The sequence below is a fragment of the Microbacterium sp. MDV22-iso44 genome (genome assembly GCF_058629135.1).
On the sequence record NZ_JBZVWS010000002.1, the window covers coordinates 401,946 to 413,994 of the forward strand.

At 70.3% G+C, this 12,049-nt stretch carries 16 protein-coding genes; 8 read left to right on the forward strand and 8 right to left on the reverse strand.

All coding sequences use genetic code 11. The features are described from left to right. Positions 1–83 precede the first annotated feature (83 nt). The 4 genes from AC4NN1_RS08700 to AC4NN1_RS08715 are packed head-to-tail and all read left to right on the forward strand — an operon-like array spanning position 84 to position 4,028. Positions 84–1,217, forward strand: coding sequence for an ABC transporter substrate-binding protein (locus AC4NN1_RS08700; protein WP_491955045.1), 1,134 nt, complete (start codon positions 84–86; stop codon positions 1,215–1,217). Next, on the forward strand, positions 1,214–2,119 hold the full coding sequence (locus tag AC4NN1_RS08705; protein WP_491955046.1) for an ABC transporter permease: 906 nt from the start codon (positions 1,214–1,216) through the stop codon (positions 2,117–2,119). The genes AC4NN1_RS08700 and AC4NN1_RS08705 overlap by 4 nt, the downstream gene beginning before the upstream one ends. Beyond that, the gene (locus tag AC4NN1_RS08710) at positions 2,116–2,919 is read left to right on the forward strand and encodes an ABC transporter permease (protein WP_491955047.1); all 804 of its coding nucleotides are present in this window, start codon (positions 2,116–2,118) and stop codon (positions 2,917–2,919) included. Before AC4NN1_RS08705 ends, AC4NN1_RS08710 begins: the two co-directional genes overlap by 4 nt. After that, the gene (locus AC4NN1_RS08715; RefSeq protein ID WP_491955048.1) at positions 2,916–4,028 is read left to right on the forward strand and encodes an ABC transporter ATP-binding protein; all 1,113 of its coding nucleotides are present in this window, start codon (positions 2,916–2,918) and stop codon (positions 4,026–4,028) included. The genes AC4NN1_RS08710 and AC4NN1_RS08715 overlap by 4 nt, the downstream gene beginning before the upstream one ends. Positions 4,029–4,033: 5 nt before the next feature. Here the strand turns inward: AC4NN1_RS08715 and AC4NN1_RS08720 are convergent, their stop codons facing one another. The 5 genes from AC4NN1_RS08720 to AC4NN1_RS08740 all read right to left on the reverse strand — a co-directional run bounded on the left by AC4NN1_RS08720 (position 4,034) and on the right by AC4NN1_RS08740 (position 5,559). Continuing rightward, complete coding sequence (locus AC4NN1_RS08720; RefSeq protein WP_020098037.1) at positions 4,034–4,333, reverse strand: Dabb family protein; 300 nt, start codon at positions 4,331–4,333, stop codon at positions 4,034–4,036. Beyond that, entirely contained in the window at positions 4,330–4,587 is a 258-nt protein-coding gene (locus tag AC4NN1_RS08725; RefSeq protein ID WP_020098036.1) for a glutaredoxin family protein, read from the reverse strand. The genes AC4NN1_RS08720 and AC4NN1_RS08725 overlap by 4 nt, the downstream gene beginning before the upstream one ends. 97 nt (positions 4,588–4,684) lie before the next feature. Continuing rightward, positions 4,685–4,783, reverse strand: a complete 99-nt coding sequence (locus AC4NN1_RS08730) for a 30S ribosomal protein bS22 (RefSeq protein ID WP_003792170.1) — start codon at positions 4,781–4,783, stop codon at positions 4,685–4,687. An 80-nt stretch (positions 4,784–4,863) separates the two neighbouring features. After that, positions 4,864–5,055 (reverse strand): helix-turn-helix domain-containing protein, encoded by a 192-nt coding sequence (locus AC4NN1_RS08735; RefSeq protein WP_018186843.1) that lies wholly within the window; start codon positions 5,053–5,055, stop codon positions 4,864–4,866. A 99-nt stretch (positions 5,056–5,154) separates the two neighbouring features. After that, complete coding sequence (locus AC4NN1_RS08740; protein WP_018186842.1) at positions 5,155–5,559, reverse strand: ArsR/SmtB family transcription factor; 405 nt, start codon at positions 5,557–5,559, stop codon at positions 5,155–5,157. Between the two features lie 67 nt (positions 5,560–5,626). Between AC4NN1_RS08740 and AC4NN1_RS08745 the strand changes: the two genes are divergently transcribed. Both AC4NN1_RS08745 and AC4NN1_RS08750 read left to right on the forward strand, forming a co-directional pair. Next, positions 5,627–7,069, forward strand: a complete 1,443-nt coding sequence (locus tag AC4NN1_RS08745; protein ID WP_020098035.1) for a TrkH family potassium uptake protein — start codon at positions 5,627–5,629, stop codon at positions 7,067–7,069. Continuing rightward, positions 7,035–7,733: a potassium channel family protein gene (locus AC4NN1_RS08750; protein ID WP_371130025.1), complete on the forward strand. Its 699-nt coding sequence runs from the start codon at positions 7,035–7,037 to the stop codon at positions 7,731–7,733. Before AC4NN1_RS08745 ends, AC4NN1_RS08750 begins: the two co-directional genes overlap by 35 nt. A gap of 9 nt (positions 7,734–7,742) precedes the next feature. On the opposite strand, the gene AC4NN1_RS08755 is transcribed toward AC4NN1_RS08750, so the two are convergent. Beyond that, positions 7,743–8,240, reverse strand: coding sequence for a MarR family winged helix-turn-helix transcriptional regulator (locus AC4NN1_RS08755; RefSeq protein ID WP_018186839.1), 498 nt, complete (start codon positions 8,238–8,240; stop codon positions 7,743–7,745). A 65-nt stretch (positions 8,241–8,305) separates the two neighbouring features. Here AC4NN1_RS08755 and AC4NN1_RS08760 point away from each other — a divergent pair, with 65 nt between their 5' ends. Continuing rightward, positions 8,306–9,562 carry an MFS transporter gene (locus tag AC4NN1_RS08760; RefSeq protein ID WP_311869151.1) on the forward strand — a complete coding sequence of 419 codons (1,257 nt, stop codon included), beginning with the start codon at positions 8,306–8,308 and terminating at the stop codon, positions 9,560–9,562. 9 nt (positions 9,563–9,571) lie between these two features. Here the strand turns inward: AC4NN1_RS08760 and proC are convergent, their stop codons facing one another. Then, positions 9,572–10,405: a pyrroline-5-carboxylate reductase gene (gene proC, locus AC4NN1_RS08765; protein WP_020098032.1), complete on the reverse strand. Its 834-nt coding sequence runs from the start codon at positions 10,403–10,405 to the stop codon at positions 9,572–9,574. 59 nt (positions 10,406–10,464) lie between these two features. Here proC and AC4NN1_RS08770 point away from each other — a divergent pair, with 59 nt between their 5' ends. Further along, positions 10,465–11,577: an alpha/beta fold hydrolase gene (locus tag AC4NN1_RS08770; RefSeq protein WP_491955049.1), complete on the forward strand. Its 1,113-nt coding sequence runs from the start codon at positions 10,465–10,467 to the stop codon at positions 11,575–11,577. A gap of 9 nt (positions 11,578–11,586) precedes the next feature. On the opposite strand, the gene tadA is transcribed toward AC4NN1_RS08770, so the two are convergent. After that, on the reverse strand, positions 11,587–12,015 hold the full coding sequence (tadA, locus tag AC4NN1_RS08775) for a tRNA adenosine(34) deaminase TadA (protein ID WP_018186835.1): 429 nt from the start codon (positions 12,013–12,015) through the stop codon (positions 11,587–11,589). Positions 12,016–12,049 lie beyond the last annotated feature (34 nt).

The following is a 12,049-nucleotide window of genomic DNA, read 5'->3' on the forward strand; positions in this document are numbered from 1 at the left end:
CGGGTCATCGGCCGGACGTAGCTTCCCCTCGTTCCCCCCGGCGCCCCGCATCCGCGGACGCCGGAACACCCGAGAGGAAACGCATGTCCCGCATGTCCCGGCGGCGAGCCGTCACGCTCGCCCTCACCACCATCGCCGCGCTGTCCCTGGCCGGCTGCGCCGGTGCCACCGGCGCCGAGAACGCCTCCGGCGCCAAGCCCGCCGCGGCGACCGCGAAGAGCGTCAGCGACCTCGGCGGCTTCGACAAGCTCGAGGCGGCGGCCAAGGCCGAGGGCGCCCTGAACGTCATCGCCCTCCCCCGCGACTGGGCCAACTACGGCGAGATCCTCGACCTGTTCGCCAAGCGCTACCCCGAGATCACCGTCACCGAGCAGTCGCCCGACTTCTCGAGCGCCGAAGAGATCACCGCGGCCAAGACCAACGAGGGCCTCGACACCGCGCCCGACGTGTTCGACCTGGGCCTGACCGTCGCCCTCCAGAACACCGACCGCTTCGCGCCGTACAAGGTCCAGACCTGGGACGACATCCCCGCGGAGCTGAAGGAGTCGACGGGCCTGTTCGTCGGCGACTACGGCGGGTACATGTCGGTCGGGTACGACTCCTCGAAGTTCGCCGCGCCGACGCAGCTCAGCGACCTGCTGAGCTCGGAGTTCCGCGGCTCGGTCGCCATCAACGGCGACCCGACGCAGGCCGGTGCCGCCTTCGCCGCCGTCGGGCTCGCTACCGTGCAGTCCGGCGGGTCGCTCGACGACTTCCAGCCGGGGATCGACTTCTTCTCGAAGCTCGACAAGGCCGGCAACATGCTGAAGCTCGACGTCACGAGCGCCACCGTCGCGAGCGGTGAGACGCCCGTCGTCTTCGACTGGGACTACCTGAACGCGGCGCACTCCGCCGACGTCCCCACCTGGAAGACGGTCGTGTTCGACGGCGTGGGCTACGCCGGCTACTACAACCAGGCCATCAACGCCGACGCCCCCCACCCCGCCGCCGCGCGGCTGTGGGAGGAGTTCCTCTACAGCGACGAGGTGCAGAACCTGTGGCTGAAGGGGGGCGCCCGTCCCGTCCGCATGGAGGCGATGACGAAGGCCGGAACGATCGACGCCGCCCTCGCCGCCAAGCTCCCGAAAGCGCCCGCCGACACGGTCGTCCCGACCGAGGACCAGTCGACGAAGGCCGGCACGCTGCTCGGCAAGGAATGGGCGGCCGCGGTCCAGTGACCGCTGTCGCCCCCGCGGGGAGCCCGGTCACGGGCTCCCCGCTCCCCCGCTCGCGGCGGATCGGATGGTCATGGCTGGGCCTCGTCCCCTTCCTCGCCTACCTCGCCCTGTTCCTCCTCCTCCCCACCGTCCTCGCCGTCGTCACGGGCTTCCAGGACGACACCGGGGCGTTCACGTGGGACAACCTGACCGCCCTCGTCGATCCGGTGATCACCGAGACGTTCTGGAACTCGACCTGGGTCTCGCTGCTCACCGCGGCCATCGGCGCGATCGCGGGATCGCTCGTCTGCTTCGCTCTGCTGGGGCTGCCCGAGACCGGAGTGATCCGCGCCGCGGTGGATGCGGCATCCGGTGTCCTCGCGCAGTTCGGCGGCGTCATGCTCGCCTTCGTGATGGTCGCGACGCTCGGCACGCAGGGTGTCATCACCCGCCTGATCGCCGGCGCTCTGGGAATCGACATCTTCGCGGACGGCGCCTGGATCTACGGACTGCCGGGCCTCATCCCCGCGTACATCATCTTCCAGGTGCCGCTCATGGTCCTCACGTTCATGCCGGCCCTCGCCGCCCTCCGCCCCCAGTGGGCCGAAGCGCACATGACCCTCGGCGGCACGCGCGCCGGCTTCTGGGCACACGTCGGCTTCCCCGTCCTCGCGCCCTCGTTCCTCGCGAGCTTCCTCCTGCTGTTCACGAACGCGTTCTCGTCCTACGCGACGGCAGCCGCACTCGCCAGCCAGGGCTCGTCGATCGTGCCGCTGCAGATCCGCACCGCGCTCACGAGCGAGACCGTGCTCGGCCGCGAGAACCTCGCGGGGTCGCTCGCGCTCGGCATGATCCTGGTCGTCGCGGCGGCGATGGTCTTCTACAACCTGGTCCAGCGGCGGGCCTCGAGGTGGCAGGCATGACCCGCTCGCCCCTCGCCCCCTCCCGGGCGACACGGTGGACCATCGGCATCCTCGTCGGAGCGGTGTTCGCTGTCCCGTTCGCAGCGACCCTGCTGTTCACCCTGACCGCCGCCGACGGCAGCCTGACGCTCGACCGCTGGACCGCGCTGTTCGACCCGGCCCGCGCCGCGGCCTACGTGCCCGTCTGGGCGGGCCTGGTCAACTCCCTCGTCCTCGCGGTGGTGACGGTCGCGATCGTCCTCGTCGTCCTCGCGCCCACGATGGTGCTCGTCGCCCTGCGCTACCCCGCTCTCCGACGGATGTTCGAGTTCTTCGCCCTGCTGCCGATCACCATCCCGGCCATCGTCCTGGTGGTCGGTCTGGCACCCATCTACCTCGCGATCGGCAGGACGTTCGGCACCGGGACGTGGAGTCTCGCCTTCGCCTACGGCATCGTCGTCCTCCCCTTCGCCTACCGGTCGATCCAGGCCTCGATCGACGCCGTCGACCTTCGGACGCTCGCCGAGGCGGCGCGCACGCTCGGCGCGAGCTGGCCGGCGGTCCTGATCCGCGTCATCGCGCCGAACCTGCGACAGGGGCTGCTGGCGGCATCCCTCATGACGGTCGCCGTCGTCCTCGGCGAGTTCACGATCGCCTCGCTGCTGAACCGGCAGGTGCTGCAGACGGGACTCGTCCTCGTCAACAAGCAGGATGCCTGGGCCTCCGCGATCTTCACCCTGCTGGCGCTCGCCTTCGCCTTCGGGCTCCTGCTCATCATCGGCCGCGCGGGACGCGTCGGCGCCGGAAGGAAGACCTCATGACTCTCGACGTGACACCCGCTGCCCGCGCTCTGCCCCAGACCGCGGACAACCACCTGCTCGCCGCCGCCGGCGACGGCACCCGCGTGGCGCTGCGCGGCATCGTGAAGGACTACGGTCCGACCCGGGTGCTGCACGGCGTCGACCTCGACATCGCACCGGGCGAGTTCGTGTCGCTCCTGGGGCCGTCCGGGTGCGGCAAGACGACCGCGCTGCGCGTGATCTCCGGCCTCGAGGACGCCACGGCGGGAACCGTCTCGTTCGGCGGAACCGACGTCTCGCGGACGCCGACGAACAAGCGCGACATCGGCATGGTGTTCCAGGCCTACTCGCTCTTCCCCCACCTGCGCGTGCGCGACAACGTGGCCTTCGGGCTCCGCCGACGCCGAGTGGATGCCCGGGCTGCGCGTCGCCGGGCCGGTGAAGCGCTCGAGCTGGTCGGCCTCGACCACCTCGCAGACCGCTACCCCCACCAGCTCTCGGGCGGGCAGCAGCAGCGCGTGGCGCTCGCTCGCGCGCTCGTGACCGAGCCCCGGGTCCTCCTGCTCGACGAGCCGCTGTCGGCCCTCGACGCCAAGGTCCGCGTCCAACTGCGCGACGAGATCCGGCGCATCCAGCTCCGCCTCGGCACCACGACCGTCTTCGTGACGCACGACCAGGAGGAGGCCCTCGCGGTGTCGGATCGCATCGCCGTCATGGATGCCGGGCGCATCGAGCAGATCGGGTCCCCCGAAGAGCTCTATCTCCGACCCGCCACACCCCGCGTGGCCGCGTTCATCGGGCTGTCGAGCTCGGTGCCCGGCGTCGCCGCGGGCGGCACGGCCACCGTGTGGGGGACGGATGTGCCGCTCCAGAGCGACGTCCCCGACGGGGAGGTCGACGTCCTGCTCCGTCCCGAGCACGTTCATCTGGTCGGTGCCGGATCAGGTGTGGGGGCGGTCGTCGAGGAGAGCATGTTCCTCGGCAGCATCCGCCGGTCGCTCGTGCGCACCGACGACGGGTCGCTCGTCCGCCTGCAGCATGCGCCCGACGAGAGGCTCCAGTTCGGCGAGCGGGTCCGCATCGCCGTCCGGCCGGTTCCCGTCGTCGCGACGCCTCGGCAGACCCGCTAACGGCCTCAGACCTCGAAGTCGACCGCCAGGCGGTCACCGGTGACGCTGCGGATGTAACCGGCCACCTGCTGGTGAGCGGGGTGCGTCTGGTAGGCATCCAGCGCGGCGAGGTCATCGAGGTCGATGACGAGAGCGACGTCCGCGTTGCTCTCGGGCACGGCGACGTTCACGCCGACGCTCAGCGAGCGGATCACGGGGACGACGCCGACCAGGCCCTCGAGGAGGCGCGCGACCTCGGCCGCGTGCTCGGCTCTCGTCTCGGCGTCGTCGGCGGCCATCCGCCAGATGACCGTGTGCCGGATCATGCGCGGTCCTTCTCTGCGAGGGCGGCACGGAGGCGATCCGCAGACAGTCGCCAGTGGGCGTGCAGGTCTCCGTCGATGAGGACCACCGGGATCTTCTCCCACCACGTCGAATACAGCTCGGCGTCGTCGGCGATCGACAGCTCCCGGACCTCGACCTGCCCCTCGGGGAGATCGGCGACGACGGTGTCGACGATCTCGCGCGCGACGTCGCAGAGGTGGCAGTCGGGTTTCGAGATGAGGGTGAGTGCGGTCACGGCATCCATTCTCACCCGGGAATGGATGCCCCGGACGCAACACGAAGCGCCCCGACGACCGGCTGACCGGACGGGGGCGCTTGGTGTGCGATGCCGCTTACTTCTTGTTGCGGCGCTGGTGGCGAGTCTTGCGAAGCAGCTTGCGGTGCTTCTTCTTCGCCATGCGCTTGCGGCGCTTCTTGATGACTGAACCCACGGTAAACCTCACTAAGTAGGGGTCTGGACGCCCGATATCGGCGTCCGGGAACGGCAGAACGAAAAATGCCTCGGATCAGTCTAGCCGACGTCGGCGATGGGACGTTGCAACGCTGCGGTGACGGCCGTCTCGGGGACGCGGTAGCTGCGACCGAAGCGGACAGCGGGGAGCTCGCCGGAGTGCACCAGACGATAGACGGTCATCTTCGAGACGCGCATGAGGTCTGCGACCTCGGCGACCGTGAGAAAGCGCACATCCGAGATGTCCGACATGTGTGTCCCCTTTGAATTTTTCATCCCCGCGAGTCCCTCCACATTAGGGGTTCGCTGGGACGCCTGTAAACCTGTGTGACCGGTGTGACGGAAGGCGGGTCAGCGACCCGGCAGCTTGTTGAAGACGCTGGTGACCGCGTGCTTGGCCGACGCGGCGGCCCGCCCCACGACCTCGGCGGCGTGCGCCGCTCCCTCCGTCAGCGTCGCGCCGGCGGCGTATTCGTCGTCGGCGACCGCGAAGAACGGGAAGAGCCAATCGTCGACCGCGTCGAGCGGCTCGGGCGACAGGCTGTAGTAACGGTGCTGGCCGTCCTCGCGGACGGAGACGAGGGATGCCTCGCGCAGTACCTTCAAGTGCTTCGACACGGTCGGCTGGCTGACGCCGAGCGCGGTGACGATCTGCGAGACACTCGTCCCGTTACCCCCGGACGCCCCGCGCTCGCGGAGCAACTGCAGGATGTCCCGACGGGTTCCGTCGGCGATCACGTCGAAGATGTCCGCCATGGCATTAGGTTAGCCCGCCCGCGCGCGGGAGTACCATGACAACGATCCGAACGAGGAAGGGGCGCGGATGACGGGCTTATCCGTCGACGAGCGCGCCCGACGGCGCGGACCGGCGTGGCATCGCCGCGCGTCCTCCGCGATGCGCGACCTGGCCACGGCATCGCCGTCCCGGTTCGCCGTCCTCGTCTTCTCGGCGCTGATCCTCGTCTTCACCGCTCTCTTCTCGCTGCCGATCATGGCCTCGGACGGCCGGGTGACCCCGCTCCCCGACGCGCTGTTCACGGCGGTGTCGACGATCTGCGTCACGGGCCTCTCGACCGTCGACATGGCGACCCACTGGTCGCCCCTCGGTCACGTCGTCGTGTTCATCGGCGTCAACGTCGGCGCCCTCGGCGTGCTGACTCTCGCCTCGATCCTCGGCCTCGTGATCTCCAAGCGACTCGGACTCCGGGCCAAGCTCCTCGCCGCGGGCGACAGCAACCCGATGCGCGCGCACGGCGGCCCGGTCAACGAGGGCCAGGCCGTGCGCCTGGGCGAGGTCGGTCAGCTGCTCGCCACGGTCGCGCTCTCGACCCTCGTCATCGAAGCCGCCCTCGCGATCCTCCTCTACCCGCTGCTGCTGGCGAGCGGGGTCGACGCCGTCACCGCGCTCTGGGAAGCGCCGTACTACGCGGCGATGGCCTTCACGAACACCGGTTTCGCGCCGAACGCCGAGGGGCTCGCGCCCTTCGCCCAGAACTACCTGCTCCTCACCGTCCTCATGGCGGGGGTCTTCCTCGGGTCGATCGGCTTCCCGGTCATCTACGCACTCTGGAAGCACCAGTGGCACCTGCGCAAATGGTCGATCCACGTCAAGCTGACGCTGATCACCACGGTCGTCCTGTTCTTCGCCGGCGCCGTCGCCTTCGTGATCCTGGAATACGGCAATCCGAAGACCTTCGGGACGATGGATGCCTGGGACACGACGTTCCAGGCGCTGTTCCTGTCGGCCATGACACGCTCGGGCGGATTCTCGATCATCGACATCGGCGAGATGCACGAGTCCTCGCTCGTCGTGGGGTCGATGCTCATGTTCGTCGGCGGCGGATCCGCGTCGACGGCGGGCGGCATCAAGGTCACCACGCTCGCCGTCCTCGCACTCGCGGTGTGGTCCGAGGCGAAGGGCCGCCCGAGCGTCTCGGCGTTCGGACGCCGCATCCCGAGCGACGTGCAGCGGGTCGCCCTCTCGGTCGTCGCGTGGGGCGCGACGATCGTCGCACTGTCGACGATCACCATCGCCCACCTGACGAAGGCGCCGCTCGACGAGGTGCTCTTCGACGTGGTGTCGGGCTTCGCGACGGTCGGCCTGTCGACGGGGCTGACGCAGGAACTCCCCGACCCCGCCGTCTTCGTCATGGCCCTGACGATGTTCATGGGGCGCGTTGGTACAGTGACACTCGCCGCGGCGGTGGCCGCGACCAATCGAACGCAGCACTATGCGCTGCCCGTGGAGAGGCCCATCGTTGGTTGAGCAGTTGCGCAGCGATTCGCCCGTCCTCGTCATCGGACTCGGTCGCTTCGGCGCCGCGTGCGCCGGCGAACTCGACCGTCTCGATCGTGATGTCCTCGCGATCGACGACAGCCTCGACCTCGTGCAGAAGTGGTCGGAGCGCGTCACGCACGCCGTTCAGGCCGACGCGCGCAACATCGATGCGCTGAAGCAGATCGGCGCACAGGACTTCCAGGTCGCCGTGGTCGCGGTCGGGTCCTCGATCGAGGCATCCGTCCTCATCACGGCGAACCTCGTCGACCTCAAGGTCCCGCAGATCTGGGCGAAGGCGGTCTCGCAGTCGCACGGCAAGATCCTCGCCCGCGTCGGCGCGAACCACGTGATCTACCCCGAGCGCGAGGCCGGCGAGCGCGTCGCCCACCTCGTGAGCGGCCGGATGCTCGACTTCATCCGCTTCGACGACGACTTCGTGCTGGCCAAGATGTACCCGCCGCGCTTCATCCGCGGCGTCGGCCTGAACGAGTCCGGAGTCCGTTCCAAGTACAACGTGACCGTGGTCGGCGTGAAGAGCCCCGGCAAGCCCTTCCGGTACGCGGAAGCGACGACCGTCGTGACCAACCACGACCTCATCATCGTGTCGGGGACGAACTCCGACATCGAGCGGTTCGCGTCGCTCGACCGCTGAGGACCTCGGTCAGATCTCGCGCTGCGCGTTGGCGAGGAGGCGCGCGAGGAGGCCCGCGAGGGCGTCGCGATCGGCGGGCGAGAATCCGTCGAGCAGCCGCTCGTCGTGAGCGAGGGCACGGGGCATCTCGCGTTCCACGACGGCACGGCCGGCATCCGTCAACGACAGCTGGACGGCTCGGCCGTCCCGGTCGGAGCGCTCGCGGCGCAGCAGCCCGACCGACTCGAGTCGCGTCGTGAGCTTCGTCGTCGCCGCCCCGCTGAGCATCGTCTCGGCTGTCACCTCGCTCGCCCGCAGGGGTCGGTCCATGCGGGCCAGGGCGCAGAGGACGTCGAACTCGGAGCGCGAGACGCCGCTGTCGGCGAGGAGGCGCTCGATCTGCGCGGTCGCGAGCGCGCTCGTGCGATTGAGCCTCCCCCAGACATCGATGGGAGACGTGTCCATCTCGGGCATCGACGACGCCCAGGCGGCGCGGATGCGGTCGATCAGATCGGCGCGCTCGGTCACGGGTCCACTGTAGCCGTGCGCACCTATTTAGTTCACTAGTAAATCATCGGTGTACAATTGGACGAATGACCGCCCTCGACACCGGAACCACCTCGACCGCCCCCGAGACGACCGCTCCGCGCCTGCTCTCGCAGCCGCCCGCCGTCTGGGCCATCGCTTTCGCCGCGATGATCGCGTTCATGGGGATCGGGCTCGTCGGCCCCATCCTGCCCACGGTCGCAGCCACGCTGCACGCCGCCCCCGTCGAGACGTCGTTCCTGTTCACGAGCTACCTCGCCGTGACCGCCTCGGCGATGTTCTTCACGAGCTGGCTGTCGACACGTATCGGCACGCGCGCCGTCATGATCCTGGGGCTCTCCGTCATCGCCCTCGCCGCCGTCGGCTGCGCGCTGTCTCCGACCATCGGCGCCCTGATCGCCTGCCGCGCCGTGTGGGGCCTCGGCAACGCGCTGTTCCTCTCGACCGCGCTCGCGTCGATCGTCTCGGCCTCCGGCGGACGCAGCGAGCACGCCGTCATCTTCTACGAGGCCGCACTCGGCATCGGGCTGGCCGTCGGCCCGCTCGTGGGTGGCCTGCTCGGCGAGATCGGCTGGTTCGCGGCGTTCTGGGGAACCGCATCCCTCCTCGCCGTCGGCGTCGTCGCCCTCCTCACCCTCGTCCGCGACCCCGGGCACGCCGCGCAGCGCAGCTCGATCGGCGCGCCCTTCCGCGCCTTCGCCGACAAGGGGCTGCTCGCGATCAGCGTCGTCGCCTTCCTCTACAACGCCGGCTTCTTCGTCACACTGTCGTACACGCCCTACGCCCTCGAGCTACCGGCCGTCGGGATCGGCCTGGTCATGATGGGCTTCGGCATCGGCCTCGCGATCGCCGGCGTCCTCATCGCCCCGCGCCTGACGAAGCGGTACTCGGTCGTCTGGGTGCTGTTCTGGTTCCTCGTCGCCTTCGCCGCAACCCACGTCGCCGCCTCGCTCAGCGCAGGCTCGCGTCCCCTGCTCGTCGTCTGCGTCGTGCTCCTCGGCGTCGAGATCGGCGCGGTGAACACGATCCTCACCGAAGCGGCGATGGAGGCGACGACCCTGCCGCGTGCCGTCGCGAGCTCGGCCTACTCCGGATTCCGTTTCTTCGGCGGCGCCATCGGCGCACCCGTCGGCACCGCCCTCGCGGTGTACGGCGTCGGCGCCCCCTACGAGGCCGCGGCGGTGTCGGCCGCGGTCGGCGCAGCCATCCTGTTCGCCGTTCGCCGCGTCGTCGGCCGGGCCGACCACACCGCGGTGCTCAGCGAGCGGACGACGGCCGAGGACCTCACCCTCGGCGACGCCTGAGCGCCGGCCTCAGACGCCGGTCGCCAGCTCGCGCGCGCGGGCCAGCGCGGCATCCGTCGCCTGCGCGAAGAGACCGTCGAGGTTCCCCGTCTGCAGGACGCCGATGGCGCGCTCGGTCGTCCCCTTCGGGCTCGTGACGCGGCGGCGGAGTTCGGCGGGATCCTCCCCTGATGCCGCGAGCAGCGCGGTCGCCCCGATGAAGGTCTGCTCGGCCATGAGCCGCGCATCGGCCTCGTCGAACCCCTTGCCGCGCGCGGCTTCGGTGAGGGCCTCGACGAGCAGGAACACGTAGGCCGGGCCCGACCCCGAGATCGTCGAGAGCGCGTCGATCTGCGCCTCGGGAACCTCGATCACGACGCCGCACGTCTCGAACAGCCGCCGCACGAGGGCGACGTGCTCGGGCGTCGCGGTCGAGCCGGCAGCGAGGCCCGTGACGGCCTTGCCGACGACGGCCGGCGTGTTCGGCATCGAACGGATGACGGGGATGCCGGGGCCGACGATCGCTTCGAAGGTGTCGATCGTGACGCCCGCCGCGAGGCTCACCACGATCGTCCCGGGGCGCAGCGCGCCCGCGATCTCGCGCAGCACGTCGGGCACCATGGCGGGCTTCACCCCGATGAGGACGATGTCGGCGGATGCCGCGGCATCCGTGTTCGCGCTCGGCTCGTCCGCCAGCGCCACGCTGGTGACGGCGTCGAGCCCGTCGAGCTCGCCGGCCTTGGCGGCGGTGCGGTTGGTCACCACGACCGACGATGCTTCTCCCGAGCGTGAGATGCCCTGGGCGATCGCACCCCCCATCGAACCTGCTCCGAGAATGGCGACGGGCGGGAGGTGGTGCGTCATGGACCCATCCTGTCATCGACGCCCTCGGCATGGATGCGGCGGCCGCCTATCATCGGGTCATGACCCTCCTCGACGGAATCTCGTCCCGCATCATCGACACGGACCGCCTGGGCGTCAACATCCTCGAGCGCATCGGCGACGACCCCGGCACCGCGCCCGACCGCACCGTCGTCCTCCTGCACGGCGGGCTCTCCTCCGCCCTCGTCTGGCAGGAGCTCATGCAGGACCTGCCTGCGGAGTTCCGCGTCGTCGCGGTCGATCTGCGTGGGTTCGGCGGTACGGAGCACATGCCGGTCGACGCGAGCCGCGGCGTCCGCGACCTCAGTGACGACGTCGCCGTCGGGCTGGCCGAGCTCGGCATCGACGCACCGCATCTCGTCGGTTGGGATCTCGGCGGAGCGGTCGCTCTGCAGTTCGCCCTCGACCACCCCGTGCGGACGATTCTGCTCGAGTCCCCCATCTCGCCCTACGGGCTCGGCGGCACGCGCCTGGACGGCACCCGGTTGACCGACGACGACGCCGGCTGCGGCGCGGGCATGGCGAACGCGGAGTTCGTGCGCCGACTCAACGCCCGCGAATCCGACGAGGAGTCCCCCACCTCGCCGCGGAGCATCTTCCGCTCGTCCTTCGTGGCGGAGGGGTTCACCACCGAGCACGAGGACCTGTGGGTCGAGGCGATGCTGTCGACCTCGACGGCGACCGGCAACTACCCCGGCGAGGCCGTCACCAGCCCGCATTGGCCCGGATACGCTCCGGGCCGCTTCGGCGTGCTCAACGCGCTCGCGCCGTCGAACTTCGACGTGTCGGCGATCGTCGAGCTGCCCGTCAAGCCGACCATCCTGTGGGTGCGCGGCGTCCTCGACCCGATCGTGTCGGACGCATCCTTCTCCGACCCGAACCACCTCGGCGCGCTCGGCATCCTGCCGGACTGGCCCGGCGCCGATATCGCGCCCGCCCAGCCGATGGTGTCGCAGACCCGTGAGGTCCTGCGCCGCTACACGGATGCCGGGGGTGTCGCCACCGAGCTCGCGCTCCCCGGCGTGGGCCACACGCCGCACCTCGAGCGTCCCGCGGTCTTCCGTCGCGCTCTGCTCGAGCTGACGGGGTACATCGGGTCGCCGGCATCCCCCGCCCCGCCGACCGAGGCGATCATCCTCAGCTCGTCCGACTGACGCGCGGGATCAGCGCTTCTCGTCGAAGAACGCGCGCAGGAGCGTCGCACCCTCCTCGGCCCGCACGCCGCCGAGGACCTCGGCGCGGTGCGGCATCCTGCGGTCGCGCAGCAGATCGTGAACCGATCCGGCGGCGCCGGCCTTCTCGTCCCAGGCACCGAACACGACCCGGCCGACGCGCGTCTGCAGGATCGCCCCGGCGCACATGACGCAGGGCTCGAGGGTGACGACGAGGGTGCAGTCCTCGAGGTTCCAGGACCCCAGAGCGGATGCCGCGGCCCGCAGCGCGACGATCTCGGCATGCGCGAGGGGGTCGCCGTCGCGCTCGCGCAGGTTGCGACCCTCGCCGATGACCTCGCCCGCCCGCGTGACCACCGCGCCGACGGGGACGTCACCGTGGGCGGGGGCGGATGCCGCGAGTTCCAGCGCCCTCGTCATCGCCGCATCATCGGCGGCGGGAACGGGCAGACTC

Coding starts and splice junctions, on each gene's coding strand:
- AC4NN1_RS08700 (WP_491955045.1), top strand. CDS start 84: ATGTCCCGCATGTCCCGGCGGCGAGCCGTCACGCTCGCCCTCACCACC.
- AC4NN1_RS08710 (WP_491955047.1), top strand. CDS start 2,116: ATGACCCGCTCGCCCCTCGCCCCCTCCCGGGCGACACGGTGGACCATC.
- AC4NN1_RS08715 (WP_491955048.1), top strand. CDS start 2,916: ATGACTCTCGACGTGACACCCGCTGCCCGCGCTCTGCCCCAGACCGCG.
- AC4NN1_RS08720 (WP_020098037.1), bottom strand. CDS start 4,333: ATGATCCGGCACACGGTCATCTGGCGGATGGCCGCCGACGACGCCGAG.
- AC4NN1_RS08735 (WP_018186843.1), bottom strand. CDS start 5,055: ATGTCGGACATCTCGGATGTGCGCTTTCTCACGGTCGCCGAGGTCGCA.
- AC4NN1_RS08740 (WP_018186842.1), bottom strand. CDS start 5,559: ATGGCGGACATCTTCGACGTGATCGCCGACGGAACCCGTCGGGACATC.
- AC4NN1_RS08745 (WP_020098035.1), top strand. CDS start 5,627: ATGACGGGCTTATCCGTCGACGAGCGCGCCCGACGGCGCGGACCGGCG.
- AC4NN1_RS08750 (WP_371130025.1), top strand. CDS start 7,035: ATGCGCTGCCCGTGGAGAGGCCCATCGTTGGTTGAGCAGTTGCGCAGC.
- AC4NN1_RS08760 (WP_311869151.1), top strand. CDS start 8,306: ATGACCGCCCTCGACACCGGAACCACCTCGACCGCCCCCGAGACGACC.
- proC (WP_020098032.1), bottom strand. CDS start 10,405: ATGACGCACCACCTCCCGCCCGTCGCCATTCTCGGAGCAGGTTCGATG.
- AC4NN1_RS08770 (WP_491955049.1), top strand. CDS start 10,465: ATGACCCTCCTCGACGGAATCTCGTCCCGCATCATCGACACGGACCGC.
- tadA (WP_018186835.1), bottom strand. CDS start 12,015: ATGACGAGGGCGCTGGAACTCGCGGCATCCGCCCCCGCCCACGGTGAC.